Origin of the sequence: Citrobacter sp. RHBSTW-01013, from assembly GCF_013781985.1 — a bacterium.
Lineage (GTDB): Bacteria > Pseudomonadota > Gammaproteobacteria > Enterobacterales > Enterobacteriaceae > Citrobacter > Citrobacter braakii.
The window spans coordinates 4966342-4986350 of sequence record NZ_CP056185.1 but is presented as its reverse complement, the minus strand read 5'-3'; the positions used below and the strand labels follow the sequence as shown (position 1 = coordinate 4986350).

Annotated in this window: 25 protein-coding genes; 17 read left to right on the top strand and 8 right to left on the bottom strand. The window is 55.5% G+C overall.

Annotation, left to right across the window (positions count from 1 at the left end; all coding sequences use genetic code 11):
- Positions 1 to 9 precede the first annotated feature (9 nt).
- Positions 10 to 735, top strand: a complete 726-nt coding sequence (locus HV350_RS23865) for a DNA adenine methylase (protein WP_181629453.1) — start codon at positions 10 to 12, stop codon at positions 733 to 735.
- A 382-nt stretch (positions 736 to 1117) separates the two neighbouring features.
- On the opposite strand, the gene HV350_RS23860 is transcribed toward HV350_RS23865, so the two are convergent.
- Both HV350_RS23860 and HV350_RS23855 read right to left on the bottom strand, forming a co-directional pair.
- Positions 1118 to 2164 (bottom strand): phage portal protein, encoded by a 1047-nt coding sequence (locus HV350_RS23860; RefSeq protein WP_101360962.1) that lies wholly within the window; start codon positions 2162 to 2164, stop codon positions 1118 to 1120.
- A 2-nt stretch (positions 2165 to 2166) separates the two neighbouring features.
- On the bottom strand, positions 2167 to 3882 hold the full coding sequence (locus tag HV350_RS23855) for a terminase family protein (protein WP_181548315.1): 1716 nt from the start codon (positions 3880 to 3882) through the stop codon (positions 2167 to 2169).
- Positions 3883 to 4028: 146 nt separating this feature from the next.
- Here HV350_RS23855 and HV350_RS23850 point away from each other — a divergent pair, with 146 nt between their 5' ends.
- From HV350_RS23850 to HV350_RS23775, 16 genes are all read left to right on the top strand, one after another.
- Positions 4029 to 4868: a GPO family capsid scaffolding protein gene (locus HV350_RS23850; RefSeq protein WP_016155227.1), complete on the top strand. Its 840-nt coding sequence runs from the start codon at positions 4029 to 4031 to the stop codon at positions 4866 to 4868.
- Positions 4869 to 4906: 38 nt separating this feature from the next.
- A complete protein-coding gene (locus HV350_RS23845; RefSeq protein ID WP_001514725.1) occupies positions 4907 to 5953 on the top strand; it encodes a phage major capsid protein, P2 family in 1047 nt (348 codons plus the stop codon).
- A 44-nt stretch (positions 5954 to 5997) separates the two neighbouring features.
- A complete protein-coding gene (gene gpM / locus HV350_RS23840) occupies positions 5998 to 6843 on the top strand; it encodes a phage terminase small subunit (RefSeq protein ID WP_181629451.1) in 846 nt (281 codons plus the stop codon).
- Positions 6844 to 6942: 99 nt separating this feature from the next.
- Positions 6943 to 7431, top strand: a complete 489-nt coding sequence (locus tag HV350_RS23835) for a head completion/stabilization protein (protein WP_181548312.1) — start codon at positions 6943 to 6945, stop codon at positions 7429 to 7431.
- Positions 7431 to 7634, top strand: a complete 204-nt coding sequence (locus HV350_RS23830) for a tail protein X (protein ID WP_001514728.1) — start codon at positions 7431 to 7433, stop codon at positions 7632 to 7634. The genes HV350_RS23835 and HV350_RS23830 overlap by 1 nt, the downstream gene beginning before the upstream one ends.
- Positions 7635 to 7643: 9 nt before the next feature.
- Positions 7644 to 7973, top strand: a complete 330-nt coding sequence (locus tag HV350_RS23825) for a phage holin, lambda family (protein WP_001514729.1) — start codon at positions 7644 to 7646, stop codon at positions 7971 to 7973.
- Positions 7966 to 8355 carry a M15 family metallopeptidase gene (locus HV350_RS23820; RefSeq protein WP_060568734.1) on the top strand — a complete coding sequence of 130 codons (390 nt, stop codon included), beginning with the start codon at positions 7966 to 7968 and terminating at the stop codon, positions 8353 to 8355. Before HV350_RS23825 ends, HV350_RS23820 begins: the two co-directional genes overlap by 8 nt.
- Positions 8352 to 8888 carry a DUF2514 family protein gene (locus tag HV350_RS23815; RefSeq protein WP_115259778.1) on the top strand — a complete coding sequence of 179 codons (537 nt, stop codon included), beginning with the start codon at positions 8352 to 8354 and terminating at the stop codon, positions 8886 to 8888. Before HV350_RS23820 ends, HV350_RS23815 begins: the two co-directional genes overlap by 4 nt.
- Positions 8889 to 8890: 2 nt before the next feature.
- Positions 8891 to 9358 (top strand): phage tail protein, encoded by a 468-nt coding sequence (locus HV350_RS23810; protein ID WP_115259777.1) that lies wholly within the window; start codon positions 8891 to 8893, stop codon positions 9356 to 9358.
- The gene (locus tag HV350_RS23805; protein WP_181629448.1) at positions 9359 to 9991 is read left to right on the top strand and encodes a phage virion morphogenesis protein; all 633 of its coding nucleotides are present in this window, start codon (positions 9359 to 9361) and stop codon (positions 9989 to 9991) included.
- A gap of 180 nt (positions 9992 to 10171) precedes the next feature.
- Complete coding sequence (locus HV350_RS23800; protein ID WP_181629447.1) at positions 10172 to 10807, top strand: phage baseplate assembly protein V; 636 nt, start codon at positions 10172 to 10174, stop codon at positions 10805 to 10807.
- The gene (locus HV350_RS23795) at positions 10804 to 11169 is read left to right on the top strand and encodes a GPW/gp25 family protein (protein WP_181629445.1); all 366 of its coding nucleotides are present in this window, start codon (positions 10804 to 10806) and stop codon (positions 11167 to 11169) included. Before HV350_RS23800 ends, HV350_RS23795 begins: the two co-directional genes overlap by 4 nt.
- On the top strand, positions 11166 to 12077 hold the full coding sequence (locus HV350_RS23790) for a baseplate assembly protein (protein WP_181629443.1): 912 nt from the start codon (positions 11166 to 11168) through the stop codon (positions 12075 to 12077). Before HV350_RS23795 ends, HV350_RS23790 begins: the two co-directional genes overlap by 4 nt.
- Positions 12070 to 12687, top strand: a complete 618-nt coding sequence (locus HV350_RS23785; protein WP_181629441.1) for a phage tail protein I — start codon at positions 12070 to 12072, stop codon at positions 12685 to 12687. Before HV350_RS23790 ends, HV350_RS23785 begins: the two co-directional genes overlap by 8 nt.
- The gene (locus tag HV350_RS23780) at positions 12677 to 13690 is read left to right on the top strand and encodes a phage tail protein (protein ID WP_181629439.1); all 1014 of its coding nucleotides are present in this window, start codon (positions 12677 to 12679) and stop codon (positions 13688 to 13690) included. The genes HV350_RS23785 and HV350_RS23780 overlap by 11 nt, the downstream gene beginning before the upstream one ends.
- On the top strand, positions 13690 to 14289 hold the full coding sequence (locus HV350_RS23775; RefSeq protein WP_181629437.1) for a tail fiber assembly protein: 600 nt from the start codon (positions 13690 to 13692) through the stop codon (positions 14287 to 14289). The genes HV350_RS23780 and HV350_RS23775 overlap by 1 nt, the downstream gene beginning before the upstream one ends.
- 116 nt (positions 14290 to 14405) lie before the next feature.
- Here HV350_RS23775 and HV350_RS23770 read toward each other — a convergent pair whose 3' ends face one another.
- From HV350_RS23770 to HV350_RS23745, 6 genes are read right to left on the bottom strand one after another with little or no spacing between them, the layout of a single operon-like run.
- Positions 14406 to 14855 (bottom strand): phage tail protein, encoded by a 450-nt coding sequence (locus HV350_RS23770; RefSeq protein ID WP_087904820.1) that lies wholly within the window; start codon positions 14853 to 14855, stop codon positions 14406 to 14408.
- Between the two features lie 11 nt (positions 14856 to 14866).
- Entirely contained in the window at positions 14867 to 17797 is a 2931-nt protein-coding gene (locus HV350_RS23765; RefSeq protein ID WP_181629436.1) for a phage tail tape measure protein, read from the bottom strand.
- Positions 17798 to 17872, bottom strand: a complete 75-nt coding sequence (locus tag HV350_RS26755) for a GpE family phage tail protein (RefSeq protein ID WP_326490683.1) — start codon at positions 17870 to 17872, stop codon at positions 17798 to 17800.
- A gap of 50 nt (positions 17873 to 17922) precedes the next feature.
- Positions 17923 to 18261 carry a phage tail assembly protein gene (locus HV350_RS23755; protein WP_001514743.1) on the bottom strand — a complete coding sequence of 113 codons (339 nt, stop codon included), beginning with the start codon at positions 18259 to 18261 and terminating at the stop codon, positions 17923 to 17925.
- Between the two features lie 14 nt (positions 18262 to 18275).
- Positions 18276 to 18791: a phage major tail tube protein gene (locus tag HV350_RS23750; protein WP_001514744.1), complete on the bottom strand. Its 516-nt coding sequence runs from the start codon at positions 18789 to 18791 to the stop codon at positions 18276 to 18278.
- A gap of 12 nt (positions 18792 to 18803) precedes the next feature.
- Positions 18804 to 20000, bottom strand: a complete 1197-nt coding sequence (locus HV350_RS23745; protein WP_181629434.1) for a phage tail sheath subtilisin-like domain-containing protein — start codon at positions 19998 to 20000, stop codon at positions 18804 to 18806.
- Positions 20001 to 20009: the final 9 nt, after the last annotated feature.

Here is a 20009-nt window from a genome sequence, read left to right as displayed (position 1 = left end):
GCTTTACGGATGAGTTATTTAGGGAGCAAAGGCGGTAGTGGCGTATATCAAAAAATCATTGCCGAGATGCCGCCGCATGATACTTACATTGAAACCCACCTGGGCAGCGGGGCGGTGATGTTCCATAAACCGCCAGCGTTACGGAACTATGGCGCGGATCTGGATGTTACCGCGCGCATAAAGACGTTACAGCGCTGGAAAGACCGGGGCATCAACCCGCCGCGCCTTGATTTTTTCCACGGTGATGCAGTCTATTTTCTGGAAAGCCTGAAACAGAACGGTGCGATCACTGGTGTGCCAGCATTTGCCAGGCTGGGGCGGGTGTTGGTCTATTGTGATCCGCCTTATCTGCCGGAAACTCGCACCAGTCGCGCCCGCTACCGTCATGAATATACCGTTGCCGATCATGAGCGTCTGTTAGCCTGCCTCATGAGCCTGCCCGAAAATGTCAGCGTGATCTTGTCTGGCTACCCGTCGCAGCTTTATGACGAAACGTTAGCGGGCTGGCGCAGCATGGAATTTCAGGCCATGACGCGCGGCGGGGTAAGAACAGAGAAAATCTGGATGAACTACGGCGAGGGGCGGGCGTATTCCCATGCTTTTGCTGGTAAAGATTACAACGATCGCAGCCGCATTAAGCGCAAAGTTGAGCGCTGGCGCGCGAAATATGCGGCGTTGCCGCCTGCTGAGAGGCTGGCAATTATGGCGGCGCTCAATGAGGTTGACGCCGGTTAAACACTCGCTTTCAGAAAGTGCGCGTTTTTGGTGCAAAATTACGCGCAAGTTTGCACAATTTTTTTGATGGTACTTTTGCCAGACAAGCCCAGATGTGGCGCGGCCTGCCGTGATCTGCAAGTTTGCACAAAAAGACGGGGGTTTTATGTGCGGGCGAGGCGGGGGAACCATCGCGCGCTGAGGGGGTAAGGAGGGTATACCTGTTCATACCGTTTTTCGCGTCTGTGCGGCCCTGTTTTGATGCGGTTGCGTTGTGGTCGGGTGAGGGGATGGAAAAGAAAAGCCCCTGCCAGCGTGGCGCTGAGGGGCTTGTATGGCGTTTGGCCTTCGGGCTGGCTGCGTCCACCTTCTGGCAGGGTGGGGCATCAATCTTTTTGAATGGTCAGGCGGCTGTTGATGGGGTTGCGAGGGCGTAAGGGTTAAAGCGGATCACCTCAAAGCCCAGCCAGTCATTCAGCTCTTTCAGGCTTTCTTGTATCGGCGTCAGCTCGTTGATGGAGAAGACGCGGGCGGCTTTCTCCACGTCACCAAACCCCCCGGCGTTGCCTGGCATCACCCCCATCAGTTGAGGCGGAACGCGGTGCGCGGCAAGCATATCATCCCGCGTTGCGTCCTTGATGCCGGTAAACTCATCCTTTGCCGCTATCTGGCTGAATGGCAGGATTTGCAAGCCGTCTTTCTTCCCGCCCGCTGCGTATACGAACAGGTTTTTAAACGCGCCGCCGCCGCGCGCATCCTTCAATGACTTTTTCAGGCTCTCGACATCTTTGTTGTTGGCGATCGGGTCGGTCAGGTAGACGATTACCCCGGCATGACTGCCGTTGATGTAGTAGTTGCGGCGGAACATGGTCGCTTCACTGTTGAGCATGGCGCTTTGTAACGAGGCCATGTATTCAGGTGCGCCGTAGATCTCCTGGTGGATGCTGGGGTTTTTTATCTGGCAGATGCTGCCCGGCTTGAATGGGTAGTCCGCATCACGGCGGGTGATAAACCAGTATTGATCTTTTTTCAGGTCGCTGCCGCGTCGGGTATATTTGGCCTGGGCGTGTTTTAACGCAATAGGCTCGCCCAGCATGTTACGGCGTACCTCCATGTAGTTGTTGCCGAATACCAGATAATCCAGCACCCACGCGCTCATTTCCTGCCTGCTCAGCAGCGGGTGAGGGATGTAGCAGGATGTGATCACATTACGCTTAAAGACCAGCGGCGACTGATGATAGGCCGTTGAGTCAAACATCCGGGCGATGCCGTAGGGGCTGATCGGTGGTTCAAAATATACGCCGTTATCAGCGCACTCCATGCAATCCAGCAACATGCTGCGATCGGTGATAGCTACCGGGTCGCCAAAGCTGAATGACTCAATGCCTGCGGTTTGTTCGCTGGCACCCGGCTGCGGTCTGGCCTGAAACTTTTGCTTTTTGCGGCTCACGTTTAAAACTCCTCTACAAAACTGTCACTACCGCCGCCGCTTTCGCTGCCGATCGGCTCGTTATACAAAGCTGTCATTGATGCCCAGGCGAGATCGCCGTGATTGCTGCCGCGTTTGCGGTCGGAAACGTAGGTCATTACCCCGCCTTTCTGCACCTTGCGAACCGTCATAAATGACTGGACGAGATCCAGCATTCCCGCATCCACTTCCAGACGACCGGCACGGATCAACATAAGCGCTTTCAGCACCATGGCGCGCTTGAGTGGGGCGGAATACTGGTATTTCACCGCCAGCGGGAAGAACTTGATTACCAGTTGCCAGACGGCATCACCAATGCCGGTGGCATCAATCGCGATGTGCTGGACGTTGTAACGCTCCGTCAGCCCCTGAATGACCTTTGCCTGTTCTTCAAACTCCATCCCGCGAAGCTGGATGCGTTCAATGATGCGGAACTTGCCGCCCGATACTGCTGGCGGAACTATGACGACCAGCCCGGCAGAGTCACCGTTACCGCTTCCCCCGTTGGGGTCATAGCCTACCCATACACCGCGATCGCCTATCGGTTTGGGTGCGAATGGGTTCCAGTCGGGCCATACATCATCGTTGAAGCCGTCAACGCAGCAGCCGATCATGGCGTTGTAGTTAAAGGCGCGCTCTCCCGCAGTCACGAAGCGGCAACGATAGAGGTTGTCGTATTCCTCCGGGGAGTTTTCCATCTTGATGGTTTCAATTTTCACTAGGTTGAAGCCGAGTTTTACCGCGTCTTCAATGGTGACAATCTGCCGCCAGATCTCATCACCGCCCAACTTGCCGTTTTTCAGCGCTTTATGGCTGACGTCTATTTCTACCCGTTCACCTCTGGGCCTTGTCTTGTTGAACAGGTCGCCAGTCCAGAAGGCGTAAGCCTCATGCTCCTCTGTGGATGGCGTAGAAAAGTAGGTACGGCGCAGCCCTTCATGGGTTGCCATACCTGCGGCGACTCTGCGCAGCTCAAGGAAATTGTTGATCCAGAATGCTTCATCCAGATACAGATCCCCGGTGTAGCTCTGCGCTGTTGCTGCTGAGGTGCCGAGAAAGTAGAACGTTGCGCCATTGCTCAGGGTGATGGCGTCGCCGCCTTTCAGCTCAACGCCAACCTGTGCAGCCAGTAGCTGGATGAACTTCTTGAACTGGAACGCCTGGGCACGGCTGGCTGATAAAAAGATTTGGTTGTTGCCGGTTTCCAGTGCCCGTAACAGCGCTTCGCGGGCAAAGTACCAGGTGGCACCAATCTGGCGCGATTTGAGGATAAAGCGGTTGCGGCGTTCGCGCTGCTTGTACCATCGTTTTTGATGCTCGTAGAGCGAATCAAGCACCAGCGCGCGCAGATCCCCGATTTGCTCTTCCGTAAAGTGATTTTTCGGCTTCTTCTCGCGCCCCTTCTCTTCGCTGCGGTGTTCTTCGCGCTCCATCCGCACCAGTTGACGGGTTAACAGGTCAATGGTTTTGAAGTCATGCGCTGTCAGGTCTGGCTTTTCCGTCAGGCGTAACAGCCGCACCTGCATCCGATCCTGTACGCGCTCCAGCGCGGTGGACTCGTCCCACTTATCGCGGCGACGCCATGAATACAGGGTGTTGGTGCTCACGCCGATCGATTTTGCGATCTGCGTGATGCTGTATGCCTGCCAGTACATGACCTTAGCGGCAATCCGTGGCTCATCGTGGGAAGTCTGTTTCATGCTGGCAGAGTACCGCGCCCGCGCGCGCGTCGCTTTGGGTTGTCATTGTCGGAAAACGGCAACAACGGCAACGCTTTGCGCGTTTCGGCTGCGGCGGGAATGATAGGGGCACTGGTTAATATCACTCACTCATTCGGGATTTCGACATGCCAAAGTCAAAACCATTTCGCGTTGCTGTCGAGGGTGCCACCTGTGACGGTCGGACGCTGGAGCGTCAGCACATTGTGCAGATGGCTCAACGCTTTAACCCAACCGTATACGGTGCCCGCGTCAATCTGGAGCACCTCCGGGGCTACTCACCAAACAGTGATTTCCGTGCTTATGGCGATGTTATTGCCGTCAAGGCAGAGGAGATCACCGAGGAGCCGCTGAAAGGCAAAATGGGCCTGTATGTGCAGGTTGATGCCACTGATGATCTGGTTGCCCTGAAAAAGAGCCGCCAGAAGATTTATCACAGCATTGAAGTGCATCCCTCTTTTGCTGATACCGGCGAAGCCTATTTGATGGGGCTGGCCTGCACCGATAGCCCTGCCAGCCTGGGCACGGAAATGATGGAGTTTTGTGCCAAAAACACCGTTAACCCGCTGGCCTCCCGTAAGCACGATCAGGCTTGTTTCTTCACCGCTGCCGTTGAATCCACGATGGAATTTGAAGATGAACAGCCGCCGCAGGATGAAGGCAAAAACTTCTTTGCCCGTATTAAGGCGCTGTTGGGCGGTACGCAGCAGCAGTTTAGCCAGCAAAACGGTGAAAACCGTGAGGCTATCGAGGCGATTGCCGAGAGCCAGGGCAAGCTGCTGGACAGTACAACCCAGCTTTCTGCTGCGGTGAAAGGTAAGGCTGACGCCACCGAGCTGGAAAGCCTGCGTAAGGACTTCAAAGCGCTGGAAGAGAAACTGAAAGGCCAGGACGCCGAGCAGTACAACCAGCGCCCGCCTGCCACTGGCGGCGATGGTCAATCAACTCAACATCTGGCTGATTGCTGATAAGGCTCAGTGCGTCAGGCTCAGGAAAGGAAAATAAGATGCGTAATACAACCCGCGATTTGTTTGATAAGTACATTCAGCGACAGGCTGAACTCAACCATATCAGCGCTGCCCACGTCACCAAGGCGTACAGCATTGATCCAAGCGTTGAGCAGACGCTTGAGGATAAGATCCAGCAGTCGTCTGAGATGCTGAAAAAAATTAACATTTACGGCGTCAACGATCAGACTGGTGAAAAAATCGGCCTGGGCGTGAGTGGCCCGGTATCCAGTACCAACAATTCCACCACGGATCGCCGTCAGCCTACCTCTGTGGCGGCGCTGGATTCGAATAAATACACCTGTAACAAGGTGAACGCCGATACCTTTACGCCGTACACGCAGCTTGATGCCTGGGCAAAATTCCCGGACTTTCAGCAGCGCCTCAGCAATCAGATCATCAAGCGTATTGCTCTCGATCGCATCATGATCGGCTTCAACGGTACCAGCTACGCGGAGAAATCAGACCGCGCCGCCAACCCGCTGTTACAGGATTGTGGTATCGGCTGGCTCCAGCAGTACCGCACTAACGCGGCCCAGCGCGTGATGAAAGATGTCACCGTGACCAGCCGTGACGACACCAACCAGGTGATCGCGAAAGGTGATTACGGTAACTATGACTCCATCGTATTTGATGCGGTCAACTCGCTTATGGATGAGTGGTACAAGGATTCGCCTGATCTGGTGGTGATTACCGGGCGTAATCTGACGGTTAACCGTTCCTTCCCGATCATCAACGCTGTAAGCACCAATAACCCTAACTCCGAAGCACTTGCCGGGCAGTTGATTGCATCGCGCAAAACGATCGGCAACCTGCCGTCATTTATCGCGCCATTCTTCCCTGATGGCAGCATGTTCATTACCTCCTGGGAAAACCTGTCCATCTACTGGCAGGAAGGCGGGCACCGTCGCCGCATCGTTGAAGAGCCGGAGTATAACCGCGTCTCAACGTACAGCTCTTCGAATGATGCCTACGTCATTGAAGACTACGGCTATGGCTGTCTGATTGAAGGCATCACCGCCGCCGAGCCAGCACCAGCACCATAAGACGCCGCAGGCCAGCAGTGCGCTGGCCTGCTCAGGGGGCATAAATGTTAACACCAGCACAAAAACATTTTGATCGGGTGATGGCTGAGCGCCGCAGTAATCGCGGGACAACCACCGCCGAAAGAACTGCATACGAGCAGATACTTTTTCGCCTGCGCATGGATAAAGCCGACCTCAGCCGCATCCAGTCGAATGCCGGTAAGGCGAAGCTGAAAAGCGAGCGCCTGCCGGATTACCAGCCGTGGATTGATGGCGTACTGGCAGCGGATACGGGCCAGGCGGATGAAGTGATCACCACTGTGATGATCTGGGCAGCGGATGCCGGTGATATTGCGCAGGCGCTGCGGATAGGTCAGTACGTGCTGCGCCATAAAATCCCGATGCCTGACCAGTACAAGCGCACCACCGCCACGGTACTGGTTGAAGAAATTTGCGATCCCATCCTTGCCGCCTTCAAAGCGAACCCGGCAAAGGCAAGCGTGAGCATTGACAACCTCAACGCACTGAACGGCATCACCACCCATGAAGATATGCCCGATCAGGTAAGGGCCAAGCTGTTTAAGGTCATGGGGTACACCGTGCGCCTTAATCAGGACGTTGAGTCCCAGCAGCTTGCCCGCTCGCATTTGCAGGAAGCTATCAGGCTCAACGCAAAAATTGGCGTGGCGCGTGATATCGAACTGCTTGATCGCAATATCAAAAAGCTGACCGCCGCCAACGGCGGAGAAGGTGAGGGCGATGCGCCACCGGTACAGCCGGAAGCGAAGCCAGAGGCCGCGAAAGCAGCGCCGGAGAAAGCGCCGCGCACTACCGCAGGCAGGAACCAGAAAAACAGCCAGGCAAAACCGGCAGCAAAGAACAAGACGACGCGCAAAACCGCGAAGTCATAACGAATGTGCCCCCGCGCACCAGGCGGCACGGTGTGACGTAATAAGGCCCGGCCTCTACTGCGTCACACCGTCCACCGCCTGCCTTATGGAGAGTCCTGTATGAGCCTGGTCGCCACTGAACCGGTAAGACCGCCATCAGATCCCGCGCCGGACGATGGCGGCGCAAAGGTTGAGAGCCTGACTTTCTGGCCTGTCATCATGCTGGCTGATTTGCGCCGCGCGATGCGCCTTGATGGGCAGGTAACGACCGATCGCCTTATGTCCCGCACCATTGAGGCAGTGGCCCACGTCAATGATCAGCTTTTTCTGTGGCGTCAGGTTCAGGTTGATGCCGGTTATCTGACTCTGGCGGAGATCCCCGCCGATCCGGTGAATGGCAAATCGGTGAAGGTCTGGCGCTATAAAAATGCCGTCTGGTCACTGACCAAAGCCCTGCTGATTGAGGGGTATCGCGATATTGATACCACCAGTAAAGGGGATGACCACGCGCAGGCGCTCAGCACCCAGATAGATACGCTTTGGCGTGATGTTCGCTGGTCTATTCGCGATATCCAGAATGAAGATCGCGGCCTTGCGGAGCTGTGCTAATGAACGTGCAGGCGCAGCAGGATGACACCGTTGATGAACTCTGCTGGAGGTATTACGGCAGGACGGCGGGAGTAACCGAAGCCGTGCATGAAGCCAATCCGGGGCTGTGCGACAGCGGCCCGCTGCTGAGTGCCGGGCAGGTTGTTTATCTTCCAGAATTACCACCACCCACCCAGCGGGAAACCGTGCAGCTATGGGATTGAGAGGTTGCCATGAGCGACGTACCTACGGGGATGCTGGAACAAACAATGAAATGGATTGCTACTTATCTGCCGACGCTTTACGCGGCAGGCGCTGCGCTGAGCATTTCGGCGCTTATGAGTCTGTATGACGGTCAGTCAATGCTGAAAACCGCCACCGGTTCACTGGTCTGCGGGATCGTTACGCTGGCGGTTGCCGGTTCGCTGGAATATCTGGGCTTGCCGTCTAATGCCGTTACCTTCGTGGGTGCATCCATAGGTTTTATGGGGGCTGACAAGGTACGCAACAAAGTGACCGGCTTTATTGAAACCCGTATCGGGGGAGCGAAAGGAAATGAGTGAATTTAAATTCAGTCAGAGAAGTGAAAATAACCTGAAAGGTGTTAACGCTGACCTTGTGAAAGTCGTCCGCCGCGCCCTTCAACTTTCTGCCGTTGATTTTGGTATCACCGAAGGGCTTCGCACTGTAGAGCGGCAAAAACAGCTTGTTGCTGAGGGGAAAAGCCAGACGATGAACAGCAGGCATATTTCAGGCCATGCGGTTGATGTGTTTGCGTATCCGACTCCGGCAGGTTCATGGGACTGGAAATATTATCAGCAGATTTCCGAAGCCTTCAAACAGGCGGGAAAAGAGCTAAATATCCCCGTTGAATGGGGTGGCGACTGGAAAACCCTGAAAGATGGCCCGCACTTCCAGCTACCTTATGCGGCTTATCCTGCATGATTCTTAACTGGCTCAGGCAACACTGGCGCGGCCTTCTGGTCGCGTTAGTTCTGGGTGCTGCCTTCCTTTCTGGTTCGTGGTTTGGTGCCAGCAAGGCTAATACAGCCTGGGCACTGAAATGGAAACAGCGGGATGCTGACGATGCTACCGCGCTGGCAAAGCGGCAGGCAGAAGCCAGAGCCGAAGAACAGCGCCGACAGGGTGAAATAGATGCGATTGAGAAAAGGGCTGAGGGGCAGATTGCTCAGGCCGCTGCTGATGCTGACCATGCCCGCGCTGTTTCTGACGGGCTGCATGACGAAGCCGCAAAACTCGCCGCCAGACTGGCAGCAAGTGAACGCGCCCGCTGTGCCGCAACTGCCAGCGAAAGCGCGACAGGCACCACCGGCAGCGAGCTGCTTGCCGAGCTGTTCCGCCGCGCTGACCAACGAGCGGGAGAACTGGCGGCAATTGCTGATCAGGCAAGGATCCGAGGGCTGACCTGTGAAGCGGCTTATGATGCGCTGACAGGGGGCAAGGCGGTGGAGAAATAGCGATGTTAAAACCCGATCTACTGCGTAAACACATCAGCCACGCGGTGCCGTGGTTGCGTGACAACCCTGATAATCTGGCGGTGTATGTCCAGAAGGGGCGCATGGTGAGCACCGGGCAGCGCTCTGCCTCGTTTGAATACGAGTACACTATTGAGGTGCTGGCGATGGATTACCCTGAGCCGCTGGATTCCCTCAGCCTGCCCATTCTGGCATGGGCGCGCCTGTATCAGCCTGAGTTGCTATTCAACCCTGACCGCGCCCGCGATGGTATCACCTTTGAAGCGGATATCCTGAGCAATTCCACCATGGACGTGCTCATCAAAATCCAGGCCAGTGAGGCGGTTGTTGTCAAAGTTGAAGATGGCAAGCCGGTTATTCATCATCGCGCTGATCCTATGCCGGGGCCGGAGCTGGGTGCCTGGTCACTGGTCTTTGAAGATACGGTAAGCGGCGAGACGTGGACGGACTAAATGAACGCTGATCCGCTGTTCCATGCCCTTGATGATTATCTGGCAACCGTGGCGGCGCAACTCGCACCGGGCCAGCGCCGTAAGCTCACGCGCGAGGTGGCTATTGGTCTGCGCAAGCGCCAGCAACAGCGCATCAATAGCCAGAAAAACCCCAGCGGAGAGAGCTACACGCCGCGCCGCCGTAAGATTTTGCGCACTCAGGGCGGGGTTAAATTCCTGTGGAAAGATGAAGTGCGCGAGCTGAGCAACTGGCGCACTACCGGACGCGGCGAACAGCGCGCCATCACCGGCTACGATGTTGAGAAAGGGGCGTTGCGCACGTTCTATAAGCGCGATATTGAGCGCTATATTGAGATCCATCTGAACCAGTCCAAGCGCACCACAACCCGTAAAGAAAAGATGTTCCGCCGCCTGCGCACCGCTCGCTTTCTCAAAGCATACGGTACCGCCAGCGCCGCCGTGGTGGGTTACTCCGGGCATACCGCAGAGATCGCCAGCGTTCACCAGTATGGTGAGGTTGATACCGTGGCACCCGGTGCCCGTACCCGTTACCCGGCGCGTGAACTGCTGGGCTTTACGGAAAGCGATCTTGACTGGCTGGCAGATACTATCGTCAGTTTTCTGCAACCCTGACTCCTTCCTGCAGCACTGTTAAAAGTGACGGTGCTCGATGTTTTTTCCCGCCACTGTTATAGCTGGCAGTGTCTGCCGGTACCGCTATCCATTGTTACCAACCCCTGACAACGCCAGCGCGTTGCTTGCGCGCGCGTGGATCATGAAACTGGCTGTAAATTTAATAACGCAAGCCAGCTTATGAACCTAAATGAACTCTATCGCCTGATCTGTAACCTTGTCCGTATTGGTACGGTGACGGATGTTGATCTTGCTGCTGAGCCGCCAGTTGCGCGAGTCTCAACGGGAGAGAATACAACGGACTGGATTCGCTGGGCGGCATTGCGCGCTGGAACGGCTGTTACATGGTGGGCACCATCACCGGGCGAGCAGGTGTTACTTTTTGCCCCATGCGGCGATTTGGAAAATGCCGTCATCATGGGCAGCTTGTACAGCGATAGTGTGAAGCCACCGGATAACGGTGAAACATCAAATGTTACTTTGCACCCTGACGGGGCGAAGGTTTTGTATGACCCGGCAACCGGCGCGCTCGCTGCTACTGGTATTAAGAGCGCAACCGTAGAGGCTTCTGACTCTATCGCCGCGACTGCCCCTAAGATGACCTGTACCGCAACAACCTCCATCACCCTTGATACGCCGGAAGTGATCTGCACTAAAAAGCTCTCGTGCTCCACATTCGAGATGAAACAGGGTGGCAAGATGACCGGCAATGTTGAGCATAGCGGCGGCAGCATTACATCAAATGGCGTTGTGGTGCATACCCACGAACATGGCGGCGTAGAACGTGGCGGAAGCCAGACGGACGGCCCGCAATGACCAGCGCAAGATATAGCGGGATGAACGCTGAAACCGGCGAAGCGCTCACCGATAACGAGCACATTTCTCAATCCATCAATGACATTTTGCTAACGCCGGTTGGCTCTCGCGTTATGCGCCGCGCCTACGGCTCGCAGCTCACTAACCTGATTGATCAGCCTGGTAACGCTGTAACGCGCCTTCGCATTATGTCCGCGATATACAGCGCGCTTTTCCTCTGGGAGCCGCGTATCTCGCTGACCAATATTGTGCTGACGGAAACCGGAGCGGGGCAGATGGTTGCCACCATCAAAGCCAGTCGTACCGATACCCAATCACCCTTTACCACGGACGTAACGATCGGCAGGCAGGTGCGGGCATGAGCGGAACAATTGACCTTTCACAATTACCGCCTCCGGTAGTGGTGGAGCCGCTGGACTTTGAAACGCTGTTCAATGAACGTAAAGAGGCGTTTATCGCCCTTTACCCGGAAGATGAGCAGGACGTTATCAGGCGCACTCTCTCGCTGGAATCTGAGCCGATCACCATGCTGCTGGAAGAAAACTGTTATCGCGAATTGTTGCTACGCCAGCGCGTGAACGAAGCGGCGCGCGCGGTAATGGTGGCGTACTCCGTGGGCAGTGATCTGGATCAGCTGGCGGCAAACTTTAACGTGGAGCGCCTGACCATCACACCGGAAGATGACAGCGTTGTACCGCCTGTTCCTGCGGTGATGGAGTCGGATGCCGATCTGCGCGTCCGTACTCCGCAGGCGTTTGAGGGGTTGAGCGTCGCCGGGCCTACGGCGGCATATGAATTTTTCGGCCTGTCTGCTGATGGGCGCGTTGCTGATGTGTCTGCCGTAAGCCCAACACCTGCCTGCGTCACCATCTCTGTGCTTTCCCGCGAGGGTGACGGCACAGCCAGCCAGGAGTTGATAGATATTGTTGCCAGCGCGCTGAATGGTGAAGAGGTGCGCCCGGTTGCCGATCGCGTGACCGTGCAGGCGGCGGAGATCGTGCCATATGAGATTGATGCCACGCTGTATATCTATCCGGGGCCGGAGTCGGAACCCATCCGCCAGGCATCCGAGCAGAAGTTACAGGCGTACATAGCCGATCAGCGTCGTCTGGGGCGCGATATCCGGCTGTCTGCCATTTATGCCGCGCTGCACGTTGAAGGAGTTCAGCGGGTGGAGTTGGCGCAGCCGGTGGCGGATATGGTGCTTGATGATACTCAGGCGTCAAACTGCACCGGATACACCATAACTGTTGGGGGGTACGATGAGTAAAACCCTTGCGCCTCCCAGCTCGACGCGCCTTGAACGTGTTGCCGCCCGCGTCTGCGCTTCTCTGGGGGAAGTGCGGGTACCGCTGCGCCAGCTCTGGGATCCGTACACCTGCCCGGTTGACCTGTTGCCCTATCTGGCGTGGGCCTTCTCCGTTGATCGGTGGGATGAGAACTGGCCCCAGACAACGAAGCGCAAGGCCATAGCTGATGCGTATTACCTGCACCGCTACAAAGGCACTACCGGGGCAATGCGCCGCGTTGTGGAGCCGTTCGGCTACTTCATCAGGGTTAACGAGTGGTGGAACATCAACACCGACCCCGGCACGTTTACGCTGGATATTGGCGTTGAAGATGAAGGCATCAGCGAAGAAACCTATCAGGAGCTTGAGCGGCTGATTGCTGATGTTAAGCCGTGTAGCCGTCACATGCTGGGCATGAGCCTGCACTTACAGACTGCTGGCCCCGTATATGTTGGCGCGTCTGCCTATCTGGGCGACACGCTGACCGTGTACCCCTATTTCCCCGAAACCATTTCAGTTGGCGGTGCGGAGTATGTGGGTAGTGCAATTCATTTGATCGATACCGTGGAGATCTCACCAAGTGGCAACTAAATATTATGCCCTGCTAACCAATGTCGGGGCCGCGAAGCTGGCGAACGCCACGGCATTGGGTCAACAGGTTGAAATTACTCAGATGGCGGTAGGGGATGGCAACGACGCACTGCCGACGCCAAACCCTGCGCAAACCGCGCTTGTGCACGAGCTGCGACGCGCGCCGCTCAATACGCTGACCATTGACCCGGTAAACACCAACCAAATTATTGCTGAGCAGGTGATCCCGGAGGACGTGGGCGGATGGTGGATCCGTGAGATTGGTTTGTATGACAGTGCTGGTGATTTGATTGCTATTGCCAACTGTGCGGAAACTTATAAGCCGTTATTGCAGGAAGGTAGCGGGCGGGTGCAGGTGATTCGCGTCATTCTGATCGTCAGTAGCACCCAGGCGGTAACGCTTAAGATTGATCCATCTGTGGTGCTGGCAACCCGCCAGTATGTTGATGACCAGATAATCCAGGTTAAAGCCTACGTTGATCAGCAACTGGCGGCACATATTGCAGCCAGTGACCCGCATCAGCAATATCTGCTTGAGGCGGATATTGATAAATATATCCCCGCTGGTTTCCCTCTCCCATGGCCTGCGGCGACTCCGCCAACCGGGTGGCTCAAGTGCAACGGCGCAGCATTCGATAAAGTAAAATATCCGAAACTGGCGGTGATATACCCTTCTGGCAGTTTGCCGGATCTTCGTGGTGAGTTTCTGCGCGGCTGGGATGACGGGCGCGGGGTTGATGGTAGCCGAAGTCTTCTTACCATGCAGGCGGGTACATATGTGGCTTTCGATCCAGTATCTACAGATGATGCGCCAGTTTTTACCCCGGCAGTTACTTCGCCGAGTGTCATGAATGGGGATGTGGTTTCACTCTCTGTTGCTGGTATGACATACCAGTACGCTGCTGTTACAGGGATGGTTAAAAACACCCCGTATCCATCATCAGCTTTGGTGGCTGCGCGCCCCCGGAATATCGCATTTAACTACATAGTGAGGGCTGCATAATGGCGCAGGCAGTTTTAAACAAAGAAAATATTGCTACAAAGGCAGGTGATATCACTGTTTTTAATTACGATAGTGTGACACGTGAACATCTGTTTTCAACGGTGGAGTATCTGGCTGTTGGCGTGGGTATTCCTGCTGCTTCATGTACTGATGAGCCGGGCGAAGAGAAGGCAGGCTACGCAATTTGCAGGACGGCAGAATTATCAGGATGGGAATACATTATTGATCATCGCGGTGAGGATGTTTTTAGTACGGAAACAGGGGAGCCTGTAGCCATCACATCGCTGGGCGATTACCCGGAAAATACCACCACGCTGGCACCTGCCACGCCATACGATACGTGGAACGGTAGCGAATGGGTGACGGATACGGAAGCGCAGCGCACGGCAGACGTGGAAGCAGCAGAACAGCAGAAAGCGGCGCTACTGGCGGAGGCTCAGGCAACAATCAGCTTTTGGCAAACTGAGTTACAGCTAGGCATTATCAGCGATGAAGATAAAGCCAGCCTGATAGCCTGGATGAACTACATCAAAGCAGTGCAGGCGGTAGACACGTCAGGCGCGCCAGATATTAACTGGCCTGAGAAGCCGGAAGCGTAAACGGATATCGAGCACCGCCATAAATGACCGTGCTGCAGCACGATTAAAAATGACGGTGCCCGATGATTTCGGTACCACACTGCCAACAATGAACGTGTTGGCCATAAAAAATAAAGTTAGAAATTTACCCCAGCTTTCACCATAGACAGCACATCATCATTGGTGATCTCTGCCAGCTTCTCCCTGATATCCTCACTGACCCTTTTCAGGCTGAGCGTAAACTCAATTTTCCGCGCTTTACCGTCCTGAAAGAACTCCGTGCGATTCTGGGTTAACCCTTCGATCACGTACATGCCGTAAATTGCGCCAGTGCCTTCAATCAGGGGCCACGCTCTGCCGGTGAACGCCATTGTTTTTAGCGTAGTGAGTGACACATCACCCCCGCTGATTTCCGGGTACAACGTGCCGGAGAGCGTGAACGGCTCTTCATCCGGGCCTATGTACTGATAGCGCGGGGATTTCCCCACGCGATCGTTTTTGACGTGTCGCCATGTATTCGACTGGTTCGACGTCTGGTAGGGCGTCGTTTGCAGTGCAAACGGAAACATGCCCAATATCATCATCATGACTTTGCCCCTTATTCGTGGTCGGTCAGTTGCGAGCGTTTGCGCCGTGCGGCCTGCTGCTGGGCAACGGTGAACTCTTCGCGGATACGCTGGACAAGTTTTTGCTCATCCATCTGGCCCGCGTCGTTGATATTAATTTCAAAGTTAAACACGTCGCCGCCAGGCATTAGCGCCGCGACGGAAGCCGCAGACGGAACCGCCGACACTGGTGAACGGGTGGCAGGTTGCTGAACGCTGTACGGCAGCACTGAGGAAACCAGCGCCCCAGCCTGCTGCTGCATCCATGCGGTGAGTGATGGCACCTGCCGCTGAACCTGCTGCACCGGTTCGGCATACCCGCCACGGATAGGAATGTACGGCTGTTTATTTTTGAATACGATTTCACCGGGGCCGTCTTTCTTCTCTGCCGTGTTGCTGGCAATTTTATCCAGGCTACCGCTGATCTTCGGTGCGAGGTTCGCCGGGCCTTTCAGGTTATTGGCAAGCGCCTGTTGCTGCTGGCTCTGTTCCGTTTTCCGCTTTTGCTCCTTCTTCTCCTCCTCCTTCTTCGATTGCGCGGTGACGGCTTTCAGATCCCCGGCAAGCGTATCCGCCAGCCCGGTAAGTTTCTTCTGCGTGTTCACCTGCTCAACGGCTTTTTTGGCCCGCTCTGCCTGATCGGGGATCAAGCCCAGCTTTTCCAGCACCAGATCCAGACCTTTCCAGAGTTGTTCAACGGGCCATAGCACCAGTGAGATGGCCTCACCCACAATCTTGCCGAAGGACTCCCCGGCGCTGGTACAGGATTTAAGCGCCTCAGTGGAGAATTGGATCGGCTCAAACAGCTTTGTAAACCAGTCCCATACCGTACTGAGCGCGGAGATGATGGCGTCAAATATCGGTACCAGCGGTGAGAATACTGCGGAAACGATAGAAAAGATCGGCTGTAGCCCCTGCATCAGACCGGTGAAGAACCCGCTGAAAAACGCCTTGATAGGTTGCCAGAACTGGATGATCGCAATAGCGACGCCAGCAAACAGGGCAATCAGACCCCAGACTGGGGCAGAGATACCCGCCAGCAGCGTGATCAGGGGGCCAAAGACCGCACGACCGGCAGTAAGTAGCGCCTGCATAGGCGAACCAGCCAGCCACTGAAATGCGCCGCCCAGCCGGGTGATGCTGGTCAGCAGCTTAGCGATCCCGCCTTCACCTGCCAGCGTTGTAAAGCTCAGCCGTACAAGCGCCATCGGGCCGAGTATTGCGCCCAGCGCCAGCATAAGCGAACCCAGCACCGTGAGAATGGCCCCAATCGCGGCGACGGTCTTCATGATGGCGGCAACCAGTGCCGGGTTGGCTTCAACCCAGCCACGAATAGAAATCAAGACTTTGCTCACCGAACCCATGATTTCCATCATTGGTTCACGCATTGATTTTCCTAATGCGGTGAAGTTGTTGGAAAGAATAGTTTTTGTGATCAACCAGCGTGAAGTAAGAGAATCAAGGTCAATATCTGATTCACGCTTCATTGAGCCTTTCGATGCGGTACCGTGAGTTAATTCGAGCTGCCTGCGTAGTTCCGGCAGATTGTTGGCAACTTTGGATACTGCCATTGCATATTCATCACCAAAGAGCTGAGTAAGTACGTTCAGTTGCTTATCTGGCTCCAGCTTTTTGGTGGCTTCCATCACTGCCATAATGGTGCCCATGGCGTCCTTCGCCATGTTCTTCTGTACCCTCTCAGCGTTCAGCCCCAGCGCGTCAAGACCTTCCATAAAGCGATCGGGCTGCACCATCGCATTGCCCAGCTCGCGCACCATTGCTTTAACAGCGGTGCCTGCTGTTTCTGACTGTTCACCAAGAGTTAAGAACGTTGAACCTAATGCAGCAGCATTCTGATAGCCGAGCTGATCGGCAGCACCGCCCACGCGCTGCAACACGTCGATAATGTCAGAGCCTTTTGACGTGGCGTTATCGTCCAGATAGTTGATAACGTCGCCCAGCTTGCCAATGTCCTGAATGGGGATCTTATACAGCCCCGCAATTTTGCCCAGGCTTTCCGATAGCTGATCGGCGGGTAGCTCAAACGCCTTTGAGGCCATAGCGGCTGTATTGGCAAACGTAAGCAGATCTTTTTTCTGCTTCTGCCATGGGTCATCGCTGTTTGCTACTCCCATACGTGCGCCACCCTCTACCAGAGCGGCGTAATCAATAGCGCCATTCTGCATAGGTAACTTTTCGGCGGCGTCTTTGATGGCCTTTTCCATCTCATCATATTGGGCGGTGCGGTTGCCGCTGCTATCCCTCAAGCCATTAACCTGTTTGGATACGCCCTTCATGGCATCTTCCAGGCTGCTGTAACTCTTTATGGCAGCAGCGACGGGAGCAAGAACCGCCGCGCCGGTCGCTGCGGTCTTCATACCAGCGCTTTGCAGCTTCTCGCCAGTTTCTTTGGCGCGGGCATAGCGGGCCTGTGCCTGAGTGACAGACTCAAGCCGCCGCTGTTGCTCAGTAAGTTGGCGGTTGTATTGTGCGGTGCGCTGGCTGATTTGTTCCGTTGCCCGGCTGGTACTGCTGATCGCAATCCCTTCGCTGTAGAAGCTGGCGCGCAACTGGTTGAGCTGGGCCTGTTCCGTTTTTTGCTGGGCTGTCAGGTTGCGAATCGCTGCCCGCTGCTGGTTGAGGGCGGTAACTTGCTCAGCACTGCGCTGTTTAAGTGGGCCGAAAGCCGCCGCCATTTCACGCGCCTGCGTCTTTGCCTGCGCCAGTTGATCGGTGGTTTTTTTGTTGGCGTTGGTCAGCCGGTCAAAGCTGGTAGCCTGACGCTCAAGCCCTTTGATGCTGCTCTGCGTCTGCTTAATCTGAGAGGCCAGCGCGGCGGCACTCTGGCGCGCCGCGTTGACAGGTTGAGACATATTATTCAGGGCGCTGAAAGCCACCTGAATATTTAATTTGCGGTCTGCCATTTATTGATCTCCGCCACTGCGCGCAGCGGCTTGATCACGCCATAACAGAAGTTCCTCTACCGTCATGGCGTCCATCTCCGCTGGTCGCCAGTGGAAAATGACGGCGATATCCGCCATTAAATTTTCTATGCGTTCGCAGGGGCATCGGATGACGCGCTGCCCGTATCCGTCCCGCTCTGATCCGAAGGTGGCTGCAAAAAATCAACCACCGCGTTGGCGAGCTGGCAGAAGTCCCACGTATCCATGCGGGCGATTTCGTCAGCGGTCAGCGCCGGGGCGGTGACGCGCGGCAGCAGAACAACCAGCGCATCATAATTCGACGTCAGAACGTCATAGACTTTTAAGCCACGCAGCGATCCGGCCTGCTTCAAGACTGGTGTGATCGTGATTTCGCTGATTGCCGTCTTGCCGCGAACGATAGGCGCATTGAGCGTGACAACTTCTTTACCGGTTACTTTTGTCATGGTGCGTTAATTCCTTATAAGCCAATGTTGGCGCGGTGTTTTTCCATCATGTCAACGCCGCCAACTTTGTAGATCATATTGAGCACATCAACTTCAATGATTTCTTCGCCGTTGATGGTCAGCTTGTAATAGGTATTTTTCAGGGTGTACTTATGCGAAGTATCATCCCCGGTTTTGGACGTGCCCGGATCCATCTCCGTGAAGCGTCCGCGCGTCTGGATTTCAACGGGTACCGCTTCGCCGGTTGAATCATCTTGGTACGACCCCGCATAGCGCGTTTGCATACCATCGGCGGTGGCGATGCCCCATTTTTTCAGCAGCCCCGCATCCATGCCGCCAAGGGTGATATCCATATCCAGCGCCCCGGCATCAAAGCCGAGATCGACCGCGACAGAACCAGGCATACCACCGGCCTGATAATCCTCTGTCTTGCGGGTTAACTTCGCCGGGGTGATTTCCGGCACCATGCCGAAGTAGTTATCCCCGTCAAAGAACATGTTGAAGTATTTAAGTTTTTTAGGCAGAGCCATACGCGCCCCCGGTTAGTTATTCACTGCGCTGGAAAACGTAGCGAAGTATTCATCAGTGAACTCCTGCACCAGGCTGAGATTTTCCAGCGGAGGGACAGGCGTGTAGTTGTATTTGATGGTGAGCTGCCCGTTGCGCAGCGTTTCGCTGGTATTCGGTTCAGGGTCATACCAGCAGCGCGCACCCAGCAGCTTGCCCGCCGTCACATAGGACGTCAGCTTGCGGTTGATACCGTCAACGATATCTTTCACCAGTGACGGGGTGAGCGGCTTATCAACGTAGGAGAAATGCGCTTCTGCCACGGTATCCGCCACAATCTGAGCGGTACGGGTGTAGCTCTCAAAGATGTAGGTTTCTTCGTCGCAGGTGCGCGATCCCCAGATGCGATAGCCATCCTGTTTGATCAGGGTGGTGACGCCTGCCGCGTTCAGCTCGTCCGCGTCGGTGTCGGTGCCCTGTAAGGTGAAATAGATATCGCGATCCATCCCCAGCACGTTATTCACCGGCACGTTGGAAATGGTTTTGTGCCAGCCCTGCGTTGCGTCGATTTTGGCGCGCATCCCTACCGCATGAGCACCCACCGGCACGGTGGCGTTTGCTCCCGCGTTGGTGTCGTAGCAAATGAAGTTAGGCCAGATCACCATCATTTCACGCTGGGCAAACTGCTCCCGGTATTCCTTCGCCTCTGCGATGGTGTTGCAGCCATTTGCAGACACATAAGCAAAGGCGCGCAGCTTCTCAGCCATTACACCGAGCTGCGCCGCCACTGGCTGAGTATCAAGGCCGGGAACGGCAAGCACACGCGGGCGGACGCCAACACGCATCTCCGCAGATAGCAGCGCATACATGCCGGTGAAAAGCCCCGTTTCTGGATCAGTACCGCCAATGACCAGCTGATCCTGCGTCGGAGCCGTGCCACCTTCAGGGGGTACGATTTTTGACGCATCAGCCACGCGGATCACAATAGTCTGTGGGCTGGTCTGGTCTGAAATGGCTTTCAGGGTGGTGAACAGGGTGCCGGTTTTGCCTGCTTTGCCCAGCATGTTAGCCACGCGGGTAATGAGTACAGGGGTATCCAGCGGGAAAGCGTCTTCGTCTGCATCGTCAGCGATACAAACGACGCCGATAACCGCCGAATCAATATCGGTGATCATCGTGCTCAGATCGGTGGTTTCCGTGACGGTTACACCGTGATGGGAATTTGTGGCCATGTAGTTGCC